The sequence below is a fragment of the Aerosakkonema funiforme FACHB-1375 genome, from assembly GCF_014696265.1.
GTDB lineage: Bacteria > Cyanobacteriota > Cyanobacteriia > Cyanobacteriales > Aerosakkonemataceae > Aerosakkonema > Aerosakkonema funiforme_A.
Window position 1 is genome coordinate 26,965 of sequence record NZ_JACJPW010000068.1, and the last position, 18,099, is coordinate 45,063.

The window sequence follows — 18,099 nt, forward strand, 5'->3', positions numbered from 1 at the left end:
AATAAGAGGGAGATTTTTCTCCAACATTTTCATTGCAGGTTAACAACAGCGATTTCTCTTTGCTAAATTTCTAGCCACGCCGACTACAACTTAACCTTAATGTGTAGGATTTTCATCTATCCAAAGGCAATGTTAAGTTATCCCAGCGCCAAAATACTTACCGAACTATTTACGCGATCGCCAAATTTTGGATAAAGGTGTGTGTTGATTTTGTAGATTAACTAAAAAGGCATATTTTTCTACTAATAATATATAACTTACGATAGGTACAACCTACACCGAAACGATTGAAAATTAAAGAACGCATTGAGGAGACAGCACATGAATATTACCAAAGCTGATCTCAGAGATGAAGTTCGAGAACTTGCTGAGGAAGCTTTCCACCGGAAACTTATTTCTGGCTATGGAGACGGCCAAGACACCAACGAGTACCAAATAGTATACCAAGGAAAACCCAAGCATTTTCCTTTAGAAAAAGCCCGTTCTTTGTTACGCAATTTAATTAAGCGTTTAGCTTAATTAAACATTCTGTTTGGCAAGGATAAATTTAGATGTAAAACATCTCCATTCACACCAGCACCTGACTCTCTCTCCACTCCCGATCTCAAGCTTGGATCGGGAGTTATCTCCTGGCGATTCACTTTTGCGATCGCACAGCTACTCTGCATAAAACCGCATTTTATTACAAATCGGTCAGAAAGCTTTACCATATAACAAAAAAAATTTCAGTATAAAGATCTACCATTTGGCTGTTCCCTTTGTTTAAACTGTCATGTTTTATAGAAAATAAATCAGGTGAAAACTGGAGTTAATATGGCGCTAAATGAAAATCGTGGGCAATTAGTCATTGTTGGTGGGGCAGAACAAAAGGAAGGAGAATGCAAGGTACTTCGGGAGTTCGTTCGGCGGGCAGGAGGTATCAAAAGTCGCATTGGAATTATGACGGCTGCGACAGGCTTACCAAGAGAAGTGGGAGAAGATTACACCAGGATCTTTGAGCGACTGGGTGCTGAGGAAGTTCGAGTTATAGACACCGAATATCGGGAAGATGCAAGCAAACCCGAATACTTAGAATTTATGGAAAATGCGACTGGTGTGTTCTTTACTGGAGGAGATCAAGCTCGCATCATCAGCACCATTAAGGACACCGACCTCGATCGAGCTATTCATAAACGCTACGCGGAAGGAATCGTAGTCGGGGGTACAAGCGCTGGTGCGGCAATGATGCCAGACATTATGATTATTGAAGGCGACTCGGAAACCCATCCTCGCGTTGATGTTGTGGCAATGGGGCCGGGTATGGCCTTTCTTCCGGGGATAGTGGTCGATCAGCATTTCTCGCAACGCGGACGTTTGGGACGCTTGCTCTCCGCACTAGCACAGCAACCAGCCGTTTTGGGATTCGGTATTGACGAAGATACAGCTGTGGTAATACAAGGCGATGAGTTTCAAGTCGTAGGTTCGGGTGTTGTTACCGTTGTCGATTTGTCAGAAATCGTCCATATTAATGTAGACGAACTCTTGAAGGATGAAGCTTTAGCAATTTGTGGAGCTAAATTGCATATTCTTCCAGATGGATATCGGTTTAACTTGAAAACTCGAAAGCCAGTTGTTGAACAAATGGCTCAGCAAGCAGCCTAAAAGTATTAATTCGTTGAGCGGACAAGTTCCTAGAGCAATACTCTGGGAACTTTTTTTAACTAGGTACTTAGTATTTAGTTAGATAGAGATGGCCGCAAAGTAATATCCCAGAATAATCAAAGTAACGCCAACTCCACCGCTAGAAACAAGATGAATCCATTCTCCTAATGTAGGCATTTTTCAGCCCCTCGTTAATCTTTAAATTTTATATTTTTATCTTCTCTACTTATATTTATAATAACCTCTTTCTAGGGCGGCATTCATAATCTTTAAAAGCATCTATCCAAAGTAGCGATTACAGATTGTAAACATATTGCTTTGGTAAGAGCGGTACGCTCGATTTATTTATAATATTTCTCAAGTAGTAGATTTTATCTTACTGAAGATGCTTGCACTGAAAAAGCCCTACATCCAAAATAATTTCTGTATACCTCTGGCTTGTGAGGGAAAAGCGCTTTATGTCCAGTTCGATCGAATTCAATTTACTTGCTCCTAATAATAAGAAACTTTCCTTAGTCGGGTCTTTCTCTAATTGGAAAGAAATCCCAATGGAAAAAGGAGATGATGGTTATTTTCGGACGCAAGTAGAGCTAGAGGATGGTGTTTATCAATACAAATTTCGCGTCCAGTCGAAAAGCCCCGCTTTTACACCTGACGAATGGGTAGATGTCATCGACCCATACGCTACAGACGTTGATGAAATAAAAAAACAAGGTGTGCTGCGAATTAAGGAAGGCAAAAGAATTGTCGATACTTATGTTTGGCAATATGACGACAAAGTGCTACCGGAAAATCATGAATTAGTCATATATGAAATGCACATAGCCGACTTTTCTGGCGGCGAACTCGATGCCCATAAGCGAGGCAAATATGTAGATGCGATCGCTAAGTTAGATTATCTATGCGAATTGGGGATTAATGCGATCGAATTGATGCCAGTAAATGAGTATCCAGGCGATTATAGTTGGGGATACAAAGTGCGTCATTATTTCGCGACAGAATCCAGTTATGGCACAACTGAAGAGTTGAAGCGCTTTATTGATGAATGTCACGCCAGAGGTATTCGCGTTATTCTGGACGGAATTTATAACCACACGGATGAAGAATGTCCGTTATTGCTGATAGACAGAAATTACTGGTATTACGAGTATATGCACTATCCGGAAGATCCGGGTAATTATTGGGGGCCAGAATTTAACTACGATAATTACAACGAAAAATTGAAGATAAAACCTGCTTGGCAATTCATCGGCGATGTGGTGACTTTTTGGGTAAGAGAATATCATATTGATGGCATTCGCTTTGACGCGGTGCGGCAATTAGCTAACTATGAATTCTTAGAATGGATTGCCAACGAAGCGAAAAAAGCTGCTGCAAATAAGCCGTTTTACAACATTGCCGAACATATTCCCGATACGCATAAGGTTGTGACCCCAAATGGCCCGCTGGATGCTTGTTGGCATGAGAGTTTTTATTACTTTGCGATTCCCCATATTGCTGGTGAAAGCTTTGAATTAGAAAAGCTGAAGGAAGTTTTAGACCCCAGGCGACAGGGTTATACTGCTACTACAAATGTCATCAATTACTTGGCGACTCACGATCGCGAACGTACAATGAGAGAATTAGGCGATCGCGGCATTTTTGGCGAAGAGGCATTTCGGCGAACTAAGTTGGCAGCTGTTCTGTTAACAACAGCGATGGGAGTACCAATGCTGTGGATGGGAGAAGAATTTGGCGAACACAAACGCAAAAGCGAAACTGTAACTCAGCCGAAAAAAATTGCATGGCCTTTGTTGGAGAGAGAGAAAAATCGCGATTTGTTTGCTTATTACAAAAGCTTAATTGAGTTGCGGAAAGAAAATCGCTCGCTGCAAAACGATAACATCGAAATTTTCCACGAAAATGCAGAAGCAAAAGTTATCGCTTACCATCGCTGGACTGAAGATGCTCCTCCGGTTGTTGTTGTGCTAAATTTTTCTAATAATGCTCTACTTGGTTATCAAATTCCCAACTTCCCCGCTGCTGGAAAATGGCGCGATCGCATCAATAACTGCGATGTAGAAGCTGGTGAGAATTTGACCTTAGACCTGCCAGAATATGAAGGCAAAGTGTTAGTTTATCAAGATTGAAAAAACGATCGATAAAGTACCCGACCGGGTAACACTTCATCATCAATTTTGGCATAAACGCGCAGACAAGCTAGCACTTCTCCTGACCTACCGCCGCTATCCAGTTCCAGGTCGTCTTTGGAGTAAGCGCGGATATCGGCGTAAGCACCCCATAACTCGCGAATTTGGACGGTATGACCTGCTTTGCGTGCGCTTTCGGCGGCTTTTTTCAAAGTGCGCCGCGCTTCTTGCTGTAGTTTTCCCCACCAGGAATCGCGATCGACTGGTGGCTGATATACTAAAGAGTTGATAGCTTCGTCTAAATCAATTCTGGCACGTAAATTGTCGGCTGGATCGATGTTTTTCGCGGCTGTTTTGGCACGTTGAAAGCAATCTATTAAAGCTGCGATATATTTTGATTTCTCATCTTTAGTGGCTAAAGATTTGACGCCAAAACGATTCACAGGTTTGAAAGCGTGATGTAAATCTGGGTCGATTGCTTCGATAAATTTTATATAAGTAGATAACACCGTGGCGAGAAAATAAACATCTGAGTCTGATGTTTCTACTGCTACTCGCACATCTAATTTTGTTTTCGTAGAAAATTCTAAACCGGGGTAGATATGTTCGTCGCGGGTGAAGGGAAGTTGGATAGGCGATCGCTGATTACTGAAATCCGGTAATTTCTCTCGCCAAGACTCAGCTAAAGTTTCGGGAACTCGCAATAACTTTAATTGCATTTCCTGCCACAAATCGGCATCATTATTACTTAGCAGTTGGAAATCGCCGAGATAGAAACGCAATTCTTTATCTGTTTCAAAATTATGTTTAATTCCGCTTAGTTTACTGCTATAATTAGAAGTAACTGGTTCAAATATATCTTCTAGCGAATGCGAAATATTTTCTATGGGTGTAGAGGTTGGCGATCGCAAAATTCCCTCTAATTCCCCTAGTACTTCTTTGGCTAAATTTGCACCAGGGTCTTCGGGTAATTCTGTTAAAGCAACCTGCAATCCACCCTGCAATCCATGTAAGTAAAACCGCACCAATCGCGCTAACTCAGAATGGTTTATTTCTAATAACTTACTCAGTTTTTCCATTCAGATCGCCTCCTATGAACTCTGAGAAACCCGGTTTCTCTAAGAAATCGGGTTTCTGAATTTTAGTGAATCCCACAAAACGGATCGCGGTTTTCATCAATTTCTTTCGGTTTATCCTCCAACCCCGTTTCAAAAACGCATCCTTCTTGTTTGAGACATTCGGGATTATCAGATGTCCAATAAGGTATTTCTCCCGCGTGAATTCGCAGAATACCTTTATCGTCGAGAGTGACATAATATTGATAATTATAATCGCTTTTGCCACCCGGACGGCTTAATTCGCCAATTGTTTCCCATCGATCGGTTATAGGATCGCGAAAACAGAAAGTATGTTTTCCTTTACGAGGAAATTCAGGTAAAGGTTTGCTAATTAATCCAGTTCCTTGTTCTTTGACATTACTTTCATAACGAAAACCTTCCATAAATTTGCTATAATCAACTTGACTGTCGAATACGAGAGGCGGATCTTTTGGCCCAACGCTGACAGTTTGCAATTCGATCACGTAAACTGCAATATCGCAAAGCAATTTACCATCTTGGGAAATAATCGGTTGGTTAGCTAATTCCGGCGATGCTGCTGCGATCGCTTTTTTGAGATCCAAACTTTCACAGCTAGCACTAATTAAGGAATGGGGAGTTCCCTGACAAAACAGTAATTTAAATTGCAATTTTTGGTCGATTTCAAATTGAACTTTAATTTTCGCCTTAAACTCATCTTCTTCCATTCCCAATTGGCGTACCAATCTATTAATATTGTATCCTCCCCAGAGCATCGGATTTGCGCCATCAAAATCTTGACGGTAGATCGTAATAGTTAAGGGAACTCCTTCCCAATCGCTGCGAGTTTTGGCGATCGAATCGCGATCGCTAAGTTGACGCAGTTCCCGACCATTCCGGAAAATCAATCGATCTCTTTCTCCCTGAGTTTTTAGGGTAAACGAACAAGGGAGAAAATAAAACAAATTTTTGACATCGATATCTAGTTGATTGACACCCAGACGCAGCATTCCCTTTGCTGCTTCTAAATCAAAACCGTACTGACGCAGCTTTTCTGCATAGCAAGCACCCACCGAAGTCGCCATTTTACTAAATTCTGGTACAAAAGTTACTCGTTCTGGATTCCAAACGAAATAGTCATATTTGCTAAACTCTTGTTTTACCAGTTCTTCTACCAAATAAATTTTGCACGTTTGACCGGATAAAATTAACCAATCGACTTTTTCTTGGCGGTGATTTTCTGACTGATATCCCAAGCGACTTTCCACCAGTCCTTTGGCGATGCGTACTGCATCTTCAACTACCGGAGAAACAGCATTTTCAAATTGCTGTCTGTTTATTTTCACGTTGAGGCGATCGGCAGATTTCACCTTGAAGTCAATTCCACTTTGTTTGAGCAAATCAGAAATCTTTTTCTCAGTAAGTACAACCCTTTCCCGGTCTATATTTTGGTTAATTTCAATTTTTATTTCTTCCGCATAATCCCAAATTTCGTAAAAAGTTTGCAAGCGAGAGGGATTATTTTTCCATTTCGTCGGTAGGATTTTTTCTGCATCTTTCAGCGCGTCGTTATAAGCGGGGTCTTCTTCAGGATTGGAGGTTTTCTTGTCAACGCATTCCCACAAGGAACCAATTTTATATTTGCCATCTTTAGTGAGGAAGCGATCGCTCAATCCCGCAATCTCATCTTCCAGCTTTTGACATTCCAAATCTCCTGAAGTTACTGCGGTCAGCAAACAATCTGCGATCGCCACTTTCAGCAATTTAAAAATCCGCAGCGTAATTAACTCTCCACCTAATTGCAAATGACCCGAAGAGCCAATAAACGTGGGAGTTAGCACGTAGTACCTTCCCCCAGCACCCCGATCTTCATCTCGTTCAAACGGGTCTTTCTCTTCCAGAGAAAGGTTAATCAAAGCTAAATCCGTCGTTCCCCCACCGATATCCAAAACCAAGACATTTTGCGACCATTTTTTCCCATCCCAATGACAGCGAGTTTTGAAAGATTCAATCCCAATATTCAAATCGCCGCCGAATTCCCGCCATAAGAAAAAGATTACTACCGAGACAGCTTCATCGTAATCAGTCTTTACGAAATCCATCCCCAACGCACTCACCATTTGCTCAATTTCGCGACGCACCACTGGCGGCGCTACCGCCGGATAAGTCACAACTGCGGTAGTAATATCTCGACGCGAAGACCTACCAGAAGTTCTGGTTTCGTAATATTTTTTGGTATTCTCGATCAAATAACCCCAAGCAGCTTGAATTAATTCGTTGCTGGTAATTTCTGACTCAACTCCCTCCCATTTTACTTGCATTGCATCCCGTTGTTGACCGAAATATCGCTTCGGCGAATGATGAAACTTCCCGTTAATTTCTTCTCCTTTAGTTTCGGAAAAAGCTGTTCTTCTGTTCTGAAGAACTCTGTTTCCCATGAGTACCTTTAAAGCTTTCAGACTTTGGATTTCCAACTCGCTGGGTATTTCCTTTGCTTCACTTCCCAGATCCAAAGAAACTCGGAGCAGATTTTGCGATGATAAAGGCGGGACGCGGAAGACTTCGTGGTAAATATGGTTTAATTTTTTGTTAGCAGCGCGGCGGAATGATTCGGGACGATTTCCCAAGGAAGTTTCGATTTTGCGGATCGTGACTAGCAAAGCTTGGTCATTGAGAGTACCCATTTCGGGTATTTCCACATCTTTTTTGATATCGCCAATAAATCTTTCCCACTCCGCTACACTCACACCAGCTAACGCATCAACAGTTGTGGAATTCAACCATTCTACCAATAGTTCGCCTAACCGTTCTTTTTGTTCTTTGGGTAAGCTTTTTTCGTTGGATACAAAACTTGCATCAAACAGGGTGACTGTGGAGTTGGATGTGCCAAAATCGATCGCTAACCAGTCGGTAGATTCGTTAAGATTTTTTTCAACTGGTTTAGGCTTTTCTTCGACAATTACTGCTGGTTGTGGTTCAATTTTATTAATGTCGATCGCAGGTATTTCCGGTTCGGTTTTGGGAGTAAATAAGTAGCAACTTTTGCTTGCTGTTTGCGGTATCGCTAAAATCGGATTTCCAGCGGCGTCAGAGTCGAAATATTCCACAATTACCAGCAAAGTGCAACCGACATTTCCCGGTAATGGTTTATCCAATGGGTAAGGGTCTTGTCTTAATCGTTGAGGAGCGTATAGTCTGATAGGTTGTTTAAACGTAAATGTTCTGTACGCCGCTTGGATTTGCGCTCCTAATTGTCGCGGTTCCCCTTCCACCACGCAACTGATGCTGGAAATATGCGGTAAATTGCTTGTGGAAACTGGAGCCAATTCTACGATCGGCAAATCTAATAAAGTTTCGTCATTCGTTTTCGGACGAAGTTGGAATCTATTTAATAGTCTGATTTCAATAGCCATTGGTAATTTCAAATTTTAGATTTTAGATTGAGAATTGCTGATTTGAAATTTCAAATAAGTTATCCACCAGGATAAGTAATTTCGGTAATTTGCCACAAACTTTGCCACCATTGAGGAACCGATCGATTGACCATATCTTCTGCGGTAATATCTCTCAACAACACTTCATTCTGGAGTAACTTTTGCAAATCGCTATTAATTCCTTTCAGAAATTCTCGCAAGCTGTTGTCAAATTTCTGATTTACCTCGCTGGCAAATTCTACTAAATGCAAACCCGCACTAGCCACCATTTCATCTCGCAGGCGCAATACTAAAATTTGATTGTTCGCAGGTGTGCGATCGGTTTTGTTTCCCGTTTGTCCCCAAGCGAAAGTTAAGCCGTTTTTATTATTGTTTGCACGCGCTAAGGGAAATAAATTTTCTGGTTTAATCTTCTTCTCTGAATTATCTGCCACTTTAGCTTTTTTCAGCAATCCATTCAGCCACATTTTCGGTTCTGTCCCGCCTTGAACTAAAATCTGAAACGATCGCACATTTTCCCGTTTTGTTTGCTTAATTTCTTCTATTTTTTCTGGCGGCAAAATTTCTGCGATCGCATTTCTCTCGTTCTGCACTTTGGCGGAAAGCTCGTTTAGCAATAGCGCGATCGCACCATTTTGGGGATTGGCGATCGTTTCGCGGGTGAAACCTTCCATTTCCCGCACCATTTGGGCAAATTCGGGATAAAAATCTTCGCTTTGCACGGGAATGCTCGTATCGTCTCCCGCTTCCAAATCTCCCAATATCTCATCTACTATATTTGTAGATTCTGGCAATTTAATGATACCATCATCTGCTTGCTGAAACAGCAAATTCCAGTGCGGCCAGCTAAATATCCGAAAGATTAACTCATCTTTAATCGCCTCGCTTACCTGCACTCCCCGCCGATCCTGCAAACTTTTTTTACCTAAATCTTGTTGAAACTCATTGTAGGTCTTGACTAAACTTTCGATCGCTTCTCTCAATTTGACAAAGTTCTTGTTTTCCGGTATGGGAATATCCTGCTGAATACCTTCTAAAAGATGACGCAACTCATCCTGTTGTTTATGTAAATTTTCCGCAGCACTGCGGGTATCATCTAATAGTTGTTTGAAACCATGTTCTTTAACATGATTTAAGATCGATTCTCGCAGTCTGACAATCCCGCCATTTTCAGCTAAATCGCCTAATTGTCGAGCTAGCGTACTCCTGCGATCGGACCCTTGCAGCTTTTCACTTAATCTCTGCCATTTTTCGCGCAATTGTCTGGACTTCTCCCCGCGATCGAAGAGATAATCTAAGTTAGCCATAAACTCTGGCGAACCTACCTGCACGTTACTGGAATTCTTGGCTAAATCTCCCAATCCCCACAGCGGCGATAGCAGAAAAATGCGATTTTTCTCCGTGGTAAATGCTTGAGCGCTAGCGACAGTAGTTTTCAACACTTTCAGTTTTTCCAAAACGCTATTTTCGCTCAGCGGTTCATCCTCAAATGGCAAAATATCATCGATCGCATTTTCCTCAATCATCTCATCTAAGATTCTTTCCCCTCCCTCATTTTCCAAAGGTAGCTGATCGAACCTTCCCACTCCCACCAAAATGCGCTCTTTCAGGTTAACCCCCGGTTTCTGCTGCTGCATCATCGTGAAAATTTTATTCGCAGTTGCACCACCCGGTTCATTACCTTTTAATATAATCAAAATTGTTTGTACTTCTTCCAGTTCTCGCAGCGATAAGAAAGTATCCCGCACCCCCGAATTCGCCGCACCCAATCCGGGAAAATCAAGTAAAATAAATTCTTCTGCACCTGCTAAACCAGACAAATCCCAAATATCTCTCGATACTCTCACTTTCAGATTCACGCGCCGAATCAGGGGAAAGCTGTTTTGCAACGATTCAATCGAAACTTGGTTCGATTTCCCAGGTGCCGGCAATGGCATATCCTCAAATCTAAGATTTTGGATATCCATTTCTGCATCTGCTAATTGCAGTCCTTGACGAGCGACGATCGGATCGATTTGCGAATATTGTTTACCGAGCAATATTCCCCATCTTTCATACGTTCGCACGAACAAGATTAATTCCCGCAACAAATAACGCAAATCCAAATTATTGCTACTTTTCCAAACCGTCTCGCACCAATTAATTGTATCTTGCCAAATACCGATCTCGTTAACGTTCAACCTGTGCAGTGCTTTTAACTGTTCTGAATTTATGCTCGCATCCGTCGCTCTCTTATCCGCTTCTTTCAACATGAATTGCAAACATTCTTTCACTTCCAAATCCGAAAGATATTCAACTGCAAATTCTTCTACCTGCGTCGTTTGGAAACCCTCTTGCTGAATCAAGTGAATGGCAGTAACATTACCCGTCGTCGGATTAGCACTCACCGGTAGTGCGTCCCCGTACCCGATTAAACTACCCAACAGTAAAGTTTTTCCGGCATTAAATTCTCCCATCACACCAATTTTCACTGGCGAAGTAGCGCGATCGACTGTTTTTTTCGCCGCCTCCCCCAGCCGTGTCAGCGCATTCGGTAAAGTTGCTGACACCCAATCTGGCAGCGACAAGCTTTGGGAGAGCGATTCTACTGTTTCCCCTATAGATTTGCCATATTGTTTATAATGATTTAGCTTTTCCGTTTCCATATATTTTTTATTTTATTTAAAGTAGATTTTATCATTTCCCATCGGCCATTGGGGAAAGCCCTACATAACCATCTTTGCTCCAATATCACAATTTTATCTATTTGTCAAACTCAGTCAGATTTTTATTACTGTTTTTAAGGAAAACTCGTGCATCGAGAAGGAGAGTTTTGGGTGCGATCGCCACTTCTTCAGACCAATCATCAACGCAATTAATAGGCTTTCAGCTTCTAAATCTGACAAATTTTGGTTAAAAGTTATACCAAGCCTGACATTATTCAAATTTACCACAGACTTCAAACGAAGTAAATACGTTAATTAATTGAGAATTACTTGCAGAAAGTTTTCTTTGCTGAAAGAGATAAAATCGAAAAAATAAAATATCGCCAACGCAAATAAAACAAAATATTATATATGCCTGAAACTAATATCCCTTCGTGCGAACGAGTGAGAACGAACAGAAAAAAATATTAGTTCCCCCACTCCCCCACTCCCCTCTTCCCCCTTACCCAGCCACTTGTGATAAAATCAAAGGCTGCTGCATAAATAACAAACAAGTCAAACATGGCCCTCACTCAAGAGCGCAAACAACAACTGATCACCGAATACCAAGTACACGAAACCGACACCGGCTCGACAGATGTGCAAATAGCCATCCTGACCGATCGGATCAACCGCCTCAGCGAACACCTCAAAGCCAATGACAAAGACCACGCTTCTCGGCGAGGCTTGTTAAAACTGATCGGACAACGCAAGCGCCTACTTTCCTATATTTCCAAACAAAATGTCGAGCGCTATCAAGCGTTAATCGGTCGCCTGGGCATTCGCGGTTAAAGGTTATGCCATCAGAACCTCAACAGGAGTCCTCATCCGGTAAGAAACGCTTACCCTTCGAGCCCAAAAAAAATAGCAAAAAAGCGACCAAAACCTCATCTGCGACACCGATTGCGGCCAAAACAGAAGACAAACCGCGATCGGTCAGCAAAGAGAACAAAGCTATTCCAGAGGCAGTGAGCCAGCGCATGGTAAAGCGAATGGCCTTTTTTTGCGGCATTCCCACCTCCCTGGGCATATCCACCTTTATTCTCAGCTATATCGTGGTTAGCCATGCTTGGTTCACACTACCGACCCCGGTCGTAGTTTTGACCAGCATGGGCTTTTTCGGTCTGGGAGTTTTGGGGTTGAGCTATGGTGTCCTTTCCGCATCATGGGAAGAAGAAACACCAGGCAGCATATTCGGATGGGAACAATTTACCGTCAACTGGGGACGAATGACGGCGGCATGGCGATCGGGTAAGCAAAAAAATTAAAAACTTGCTGCATAACCATCACAGCAAGCAAGCTGGCTATGCCGAAAACGCAACACCAGGTTGGCTCGATCGAGTTTGATATGAGAGCCTATAGGTTAGCTATTACCAGATTCTGCACCCAAAAAACTTAAAAAAGGATTTTCAATATGATCGTCGTCATGAAAATCGGCTCCCCAGAAGTCGAGATTGCCCGTGTTAGCCAAGATCTCACAACCTGGGGACTGACACCAGAAAAAATAGTCGGTAAGCATAAAGTAGTGATCGGGTTAGTTGGCGATACCGCCGACCTCGACCCACTACAAATTCAGGAAATCAGCCCCTGGATAGAACAAGTGCTGCGCGTAGAACAGCCCTTCAAACGCGCCAGCTTAGAGTTCCGTCACGGCGAACCCTCCGAAGTAGTAGTTCCTACTCCCAACGGGCCTGTAGCTTTTGGTCAGCACCATCCTCTCGTCGTCACCGCTGGGCCTTGTTCCGTTGAGAACGAACAAATGATTGTCGAAACGGCGCGACGGGTAAAGGCAGCAGGGGCGCAGTTCTTGCGTGGAGGTGCTTACAAGCCTCGCACTTCCCCTTATGCTTTCCAAGGTCACGGCGAGAGTGCGTTGCAATTGCTGGCAGCAGCACGACAAGCCACCGGCCTCGGTATTATCACGGAATTGATGGATGCCGCCGATTTAGATGTTCTAGGCGAATACGCTGATGTCATTCAAATCGGTGCCCGCAATATGCAGAATTTCTCACTGCTCAAAAAAGTGGGGGCGCAACCAAAGCCAGTCTTGCTAAAACGGGGAATGGCAGCTACAATAGAAGATTGGTTGATGGCTGCTGAATATATCTTAGCGGCTGGCAACCCGAATGTGATTTTGTGCGAGCGGGGTATTCGCACATTCGATCGCCAGTACGCACGCAACACCCTAGATTTGGCGGTAGTACCTGTATTGCGTACCCTTACCCATTTGCCCATCATGATCGACCCCAGCCACGGTACCGGACGAGCCGAATACGTACCTTCAATGGCAATGGCGGCGATCGCAGCTGGCGCGGACTCGCTGATGATTGAAGTACACCCCAACCCAGCCAAAGCTTTGTCTGATGGCCCGCAATCTTTAACACCAGAAAGATTCGATCGCTTGATGCAAGAAATGGCTGTCATCGGTAAGGCAGTCGGACGCTGGCCTCAACCAGTTGCAGCACTTGCCTCCTAAATTTAGGACGGTGCGTCATACCCACAAAATGCTGATTTTATCTGGTTAGTTTCAAGCCCCATCCCCTTGTGGGTGGGGTGGTTGACAGATATGTAACACCATCTGACGCACCCGACAAACTGAAAAAGGCCAGCTTTAGGAGCTGACCTCTTTTTATGTCTACAAGGGTAGATAATTTTTGGCTCATTAGTTCCCCTTTCTGCTAAAGGGGTTTGGCAGTATAAAGTGGAATAGAAACGGGCCAACCTCCCGTCGGTTAACCCGTGAGCTTGGGAACGCGCAGAGCAATTATTTTTGCACTACCAACTTCACATTCGCGTTTTGCAGACCGCGCTGCTTCACTTCTGCCAAAGTCTTGTTAACAGCGTACTTCTGATTGATAGAGTTGATCAGCTCGGTTTGGTTGTGCTTCTTAGCAACACCCCACAGGTCAGCAATCAGGTCGAAAGTGCCGTCGCTATTGCGAGACCAACCCAAATCGTATTCGCCTTCCAAAACTGCAACCAAGTCAGCTCGAACCCGTTGACCGTTGTATCCACGGACATCGGCGTTGCTCTTCACCGTGATACCCAGGTCGCGCAGAGAAGTTTTAAGGATTTCGGCATCGGTGATTTTGGTCCGCAGAGTGCTAAAGTGAGACATTGGGATTTCCTCCTAGAGAAGTTAGAAACAAACGACAACGTTTTTGGTTTTGTTCGGATGTTGCCGCCCAAGAAAGCTTTTAGCGGCATTTACTTAAACTGCTAGCTAAGGCTAGCCTTTCCTCCTGTTGGGAGCAGGAGAAAGCTTTTAAAACTCCATTCGCTGATATTCAGCTACGGAGGATGCAGCAGGCCGCGCACGCTGTCTGGCCCAATCTCGCAAGGCCGTAACCTGTTCCGTCATTGTTCTCGACAGCGGTTGTGTGGCTTTAATCGCGGCAATGATATCTAGCTGCGTGAATTCTCTATCTTGAGCAAAGGCTTCGTACATTGCGGCAACCAGCGCCTGCTCAATTTCTGCTCCAGAGAAGCCATCAGAGACTTTACCGAGCTGTTCCAAGTCAAAGCGAGACACTTCTCGGCGACGCTTAGATAAGTGAATCTTAAATATCTCTTGGCGTTCTTCTAGAGTTGGCAAATCTACGAAGAAAATTTCATCAAAGCGACCCTTCCTCAAAAATTCCCCAGGTAAGCGTTCGACTCTGTTCGCCGTTGCCATCACAAAGACTGGGGAGGTTTTCTCTTGCATCCATGTGAGGAAGGAGCCAAATATCCGGCTAGAGGTACCTCCATCTGAGTCCGATGAGCCTGCACTACCTGCAAAAGCTTTATCTAACTCGTCGATAAATAGAATAACCGGGGAAATAGATTCGGCTGTTTTCAGCGCATTTCTCAGATTAGCCTCTGAGCGACCCACCATCGAGCCATCGTACACACGGCCCATGTCCAGTCGCAGTAGTGGCAAACCCCAAAGACGAGAAGTTGTTTTAGCAATGAGGGACTTGCCGCAACCCGGTACGCCTAAGATTAGCATCCCTTTTGGCTGTGGTAGTCCGTATTCTCTGGCTCGTTCTGTAAAAGCGTTGGAGCGTTGTTTGAGCCATTTTTTTAGCTCTTCCAAACCGCCCACCGCATCAATTGTTTCGTCTTCCTCAATGTACTCTAGAATACCGTTGCGACGAATCAACTGTCTCTTCTCGGAGAGTACAATGTCTACTTCTGCCTCAGTGAGGCGACCGTTTGTAACTTGGGCTTTACGGTACACCTTTTCGGCTTCATCTCTCGTCAGTCCCAGAGCTGCTCTCAGAAGTTTTTCCCGCGCTTCGGTCGTCAGCCTGCGGGCACGAGCTGGATCTAACTGCTGCGTCAACACCTGATTCAGCTCAGCCATGTCCGGCAGTGCGAAGTCCAGAACTACAACTTCCTTCTCCAGCTCTATCGGAATAGTCTGCACCGGTGACATCAAGATGATGCTTTTTTGGGTGCCTTTAAAGCTGGCGATCGCATCCCTGAGCCACCGCGTAGTCTGAGGATCGTTAAAAAATGGATGCAGATCTTTGAAGATGAAAATACTAGAATCTCGCTGTGGGTCTCGCTGTCTATTCATCGCCCACTCAATCGCTGCTTGTGGCGAGACGGTATTATGCTGGATAGTTCGAGGGTGACCGTATTCTGACATACCTTGAGTCACTGTCCAGACATATACCCGTCGTGCGGGTTTCATTTGAGCGATTGTTGCGATTGCCTGCTCTGCCCGCTCTTCCTCGGAAGTAACGAGGTAGATCAGAGGGTATTGAGCTTGAACGAGAACGCTTAGTTCTTCTTTCATTTCTCCACGACCTACTATCGACCGAATAGAGACGGTGCAGACCTTACCAGATTCTTCTAGAGGAGTTGCCTGCTAATGCTTGGGCATTATTATCGCTAATTGCTTTTGCAGTTTTTGCTTTTGCAGTTTTGCGACTTTAGCATGGCACCAACTCTTGCTCTCCCTGTTGATCGGTTCCTTTAGTTACCGTCACCTTCTCAACCGAAAGATCTTCTTCTGGCAGTACACCTGGCTGTTTAATAAGGGAAACTAATTCTCCCTGTTGGATCACAACGGAACCCTTACACTCCGGACAACTGTAGAGCCGATGAGTTTGCCCGTACGATGCCTCTATCTCCTCTGTTATCTCTGGATGAGCTAGGTAGAAAATAATGGCTCGTTCAGCAATAGATGACATCGGTTCTGAGTCAATTGCGGCTCGAATTTTGAGTTGACGATGCAGCTCTGGTGAAAGATACAACGTAACCTTTTGTTTATCTTGCATATGACTCATCAGTCGTTCTACCCGGGTATGTTTATTAGCCTATCGGTTAGATTTCTAGCTGTCAAGGCATTAAGCTGTTTTGACGGCATAATCGTTACATTTATTTACATTTAATCGCAGTCACGCGATCTCTCAGCATTGCTAAACTGTCGTCAGGCAGATTTATACTACTCCATCAGAGAGAAAAGGCTAAGACGATCGTTCCACAAACCAGTTTCAAACAGATGGTGAATGTGTTATATTTAAAATCTAAATTTTCGGCGGTATAGCCAAGTGGTAAGGCAGAGGTCTGCAAAACCTTCATCCCCCAGTTCAAATCTGGGTACCGCCTTTGACAAAACCATAAAAAGCCCCAACTATACGCTGCGCGTATAGTTGGCTGATAGCTTGGGTAAGTCACTAGGGTAGGCCGATCGCACCACCATTTCCAGCAATCACCTCACCGATCGCATAGGCAGCAATATTATGGGACTCAAACCAGCTAATTGTCTGCTTTGTCTGTTCTGGCGATACTAGCAACATATATCCAATTCCCATGTTGAATGTATCGAACATCGCTTTTGGACTGACTTCACCTGAGACAGCTAACCAATCAAAAATCGGTAAAATCGGCCAACTACCAATATCAATACGAATAGATTGGCCTTTTCCCAAGCAGCGAGGTAAATTTTCTGGCAATCCCCCACCAGTTACGTGAGCCATACCATGTATTTGAATTCCAGCTGCTCGTGCTGCCAGAACCGGCTTAACATAGATGCGAGTCGGGGCAAGCAGAACATCTCCCAAACTCTGGCCGGACAACTGTGGAGGCGTATCGCTCCAGCTAAAATTATTGCGCTCGACAATTTTGCGAACCAAACTATAACCGTTGCTGTGAACACCCGCAGAAGCTAAGCCGATCGCAATATCCCCAACTTTAACCTGCTCTCCATCAAGCAGCTGGCTTCTTTCCACAATCCCCACACAAAAACCAGCCAAATCGTATACTCCCGCCCCATAAAATCCCGGCATTTCCGCCGTTTCTCCACCCAACAGCGTACAACCGGCCAGCTGACAGCCCTCCGTAATCCCCGCAATCACCTGAGTCAGTTGCGATCGATCCAGCTGACCCGTAGCTAAATAATCTAAAAAAAACAAAGGTTCTGCCCCGGAAGTGAGAACATCGTTAACGCACATTGCCACCAGATCGATACCGATCGTTTCATGACAGTTAAGGTCTTGCGCTATCTTGAGCTTTGTGCCAACACCATCCGTACCCGAAACCAAAACAGGCTCTTTAAACCCTGTCGGTAACCGGAAGTAACCGCTAAAACCACCCAACCCACCAATCACTTCCGATCGATGAGTACGATGTACCAGATTGCGTATTCCCTCCACAAAAGCACGACCCGCTTCAACATCTACACCTGCTTCTCGATAATCCATCACTAAAACTCCACCTGCAACGCGAGTGCGTGTACTTTAGGCAGATCGAGCCTGACGACAGGTACGCACGCAACTTGCTTAACTGCATATGACTGCACGATGTATTTTACCCGGCCTTGGCAATCGCGCCCCTACCATTAACAAAAATGTCACCTCGATAGCAGACAAATTTAAAAATTAAAGTTTTTAACATCTATCTAAAGTATGAAATTAACAATTTACTACGAAGAAATCGTGCCAAGTGACCACCCATAAAGTGTTTCGGTCGTATGTAAATTTTTTATTAAGTTTTATTTCGCATTAAAAATCACAAAATCAACCGCAATCCTTGTGACTGGAGTTTAGACTAACCGCGCTTTAAGGCGCGGTTAGTCTAAACTCCTAGCAATCCAAAACCCCTCAGCTTCTAGCTGAGTCAGAAAGAGCGATTAAATCAGGAT

General features: G+C 44.0%; 14 protein-coding genes and 1 tRNA gene. 7 read left to right on the forward strand and 8 right to left on the reverse strand.

Going from position 1 to position 18,099, the window contains the following annotated elements; all coding sequences use genetic code 11:
* Positions 1 to 321 precede the first annotated feature (321 nt).
* A complete protein-coding gene (locus H6G03_RS23430) occupies positions 322 to 519 on the forward strand; it encodes a hypothetical protein (RefSeq protein WP_190469333.1) in 198 nt (65 codons plus the stop codon).
* Here H6G03_RS23430 and H6G03_RS23435 read toward each other — a convergent pair.
* Positions 516 to 710, reverse strand: coding sequence for a hypothetical protein (locus tag H6G03_RS23435; protein WP_190469336.1), 195 nt, complete (start codon positions 708 to 710; stop codon positions 516 to 518). The genes H6G03_RS23430 and H6G03_RS23435 overlap by 4 nt on opposite strands.
* Positions 711 to 813: 103 nt before the next feature.
* On the opposite strand from H6G03_RS23435, the gene H6G03_RS23440 reads away from it, so the two are divergent.
* Positions 814 to 1,641: a cyanophycinase gene (locus tag H6G03_RS23440; RefSeq protein WP_190469340.1), complete on the forward strand. Its 828-nt coding sequence runs from the start codon at positions 814 to 816 to the stop codon at positions 1,639 to 1,641.
* Between the two features lie 458 nt (positions 1,642 to 2,099).
* Positions 2,100 to 3,770 carry an alpha-amylase family glycosyl hydrolase gene (locus H6G03_RS23445; protein ID WP_190469343.1) on the forward strand — a complete coding sequence of 557 codons (1,671 nt, stop codon included), beginning with the start codon at positions 2,100 to 2,102 and terminating at the stop codon, positions 3,768 to 3,770.
* Here H6G03_RS23445 and H6G03_RS23450 read toward each other — a convergent pair.
* The 3 genes from H6G03_RS23450 to H6G03_RS23460 form a co-directional block, all read right to left on the reverse strand.
* On the reverse strand, positions 3,761 to 4,849 hold the full coding sequence (locus H6G03_RS23450; RefSeq protein ID WP_190469345.1) for a hypothetical protein: 1,089 nt from the start codon (positions 4,847 to 4,849) through the stop codon (positions 3,761 to 3,763). The genes H6G03_RS23445 and H6G03_RS23450 overlap by 10 nt on opposite strands.
* Positions 4,850 to 4,911: 62 nt before the next feature.
* Positions 4,912 to 8,259: an acetate and sugar kinases/Hsc70/actin family protein gene (locus H6G03_RS23455; RefSeq protein ID WP_190469348.1), complete on the reverse strand. Its 3,348-nt coding sequence runs from the start codon at positions 8,257 to 8,259 to the stop codon at positions 4,912 to 4,914.
* A gap of 59 nt (positions 8,260 to 8,318) precedes the next feature.
* A complete protein-coding gene (locus H6G03_RS23460; RefSeq protein WP_190469351.1) occupies positions 8,319 to 10,925 on the reverse strand; it encodes a dynamin family protein in 2,607 nt (868 codons plus the stop codon).
* A 561-nt stretch (positions 10,926 to 11,486) separates the two neighbouring features.
* Here H6G03_RS23460 and rpsO point away from each other — a divergent pair.
* From rpsO to aroF, 3 genes are all read left to right on the forward strand, one after another.
* Positions 11,487 to 11,756, forward strand: coding sequence for a 30S ribosomal protein S15 (rpsO, locus tag H6G03_RS23465; RefSeq protein WP_190469353.1), 270 nt, complete (start codon positions 11,487 to 11,489; stop codon positions 11,754 to 11,756).
* A 5-nt stretch (positions 11,757 to 11,761) separates the two neighbouring features.
* Entirely contained in the window at positions 11,762 to 12,232 is a 471-nt protein-coding gene (locus H6G03_RS23470) for a PAM68 family protein (RefSeq protein WP_190469355.1), read from the forward strand.
* Positions 12,233 to 12,378: 146 nt separating this feature from the next.
* Positions 12,379 to 13,440, forward strand: coding sequence for a 3-deoxy-7-phosphoheptulonate synthase (gene aroF, locus H6G03_RS23475; RefSeq protein ID WP_190469359.1), 1,062 nt, complete (start codon positions 12,379 to 12,381; stop codon positions 13,438 to 13,440).
* A 288-nt stretch (positions 13,441 to 13,728) separates the two neighbouring features.
* Here aroF and H6G03_RS23480 read toward each other — a convergent pair whose 3' ends face one another.
* The 3 genes from H6G03_RS23480 to H6G03_RS23490 form a co-directional block, all read right to left on the reverse strand.
* Positions 13,729 to 14,082: a DUF1257 domain-containing protein gene (locus tag H6G03_RS23480; protein WP_190469362.1), complete on the reverse strand. Its 354-nt coding sequence runs from the start codon at positions 14,080 to 14,082 to the stop codon at positions 13,729 to 13,731.
* Positions 14,083 to 14,229: 147 nt separating this feature from the next.
* Positions 14,230 to 15,750 (reverse strand): stress-responsive protein Ycf46, encoded by a 1,521-nt coding sequence (gene ycf46 / locus H6G03_RS23485; protein WP_190469366.1) that lies wholly within the window; start codon positions 15,748 to 15,750, stop codon positions 14,230 to 14,232.
* Positions 15,751 to 15,886: 136 nt separating this feature from the next.
* Complete coding sequence (locus tag H6G03_RS23490) at positions 15,887 to 16,234, reverse strand: hypothetical protein (protein ID WP_190469376.1); 348 nt, start codon at positions 16,232 to 16,234, stop codon at positions 15,887 to 15,889.
* Positions 16,235 to 16,493: 259 nt separating this feature from the next.
* Between H6G03_RS23490 and H6G03_RS23495 the strand changes: the two genes are divergently transcribed.
* Positions 16,494 to 16,565 (forward strand) — tRNA-Cys (locus H6G03_RS23495).
* A gap of 68 nt (positions 16,566 to 16,633) precedes the next feature.
* On the opposite strand, the gene purM is transcribed toward H6G03_RS23495, so the two are convergent.
* Positions 16,634 to 17,659, reverse strand: a complete 1,026-nt coding sequence (gene purM, locus H6G03_RS23500; protein ID WP_190469369.1) for a phosphoribosylformylglycinamidine cyclo-ligase — start codon at positions 17,657 to 17,659, stop codon at positions 16,634 to 16,636.
* Between the last annotated feature and the right edge of the window lie 440 nt (positions 17,660 to 18,099).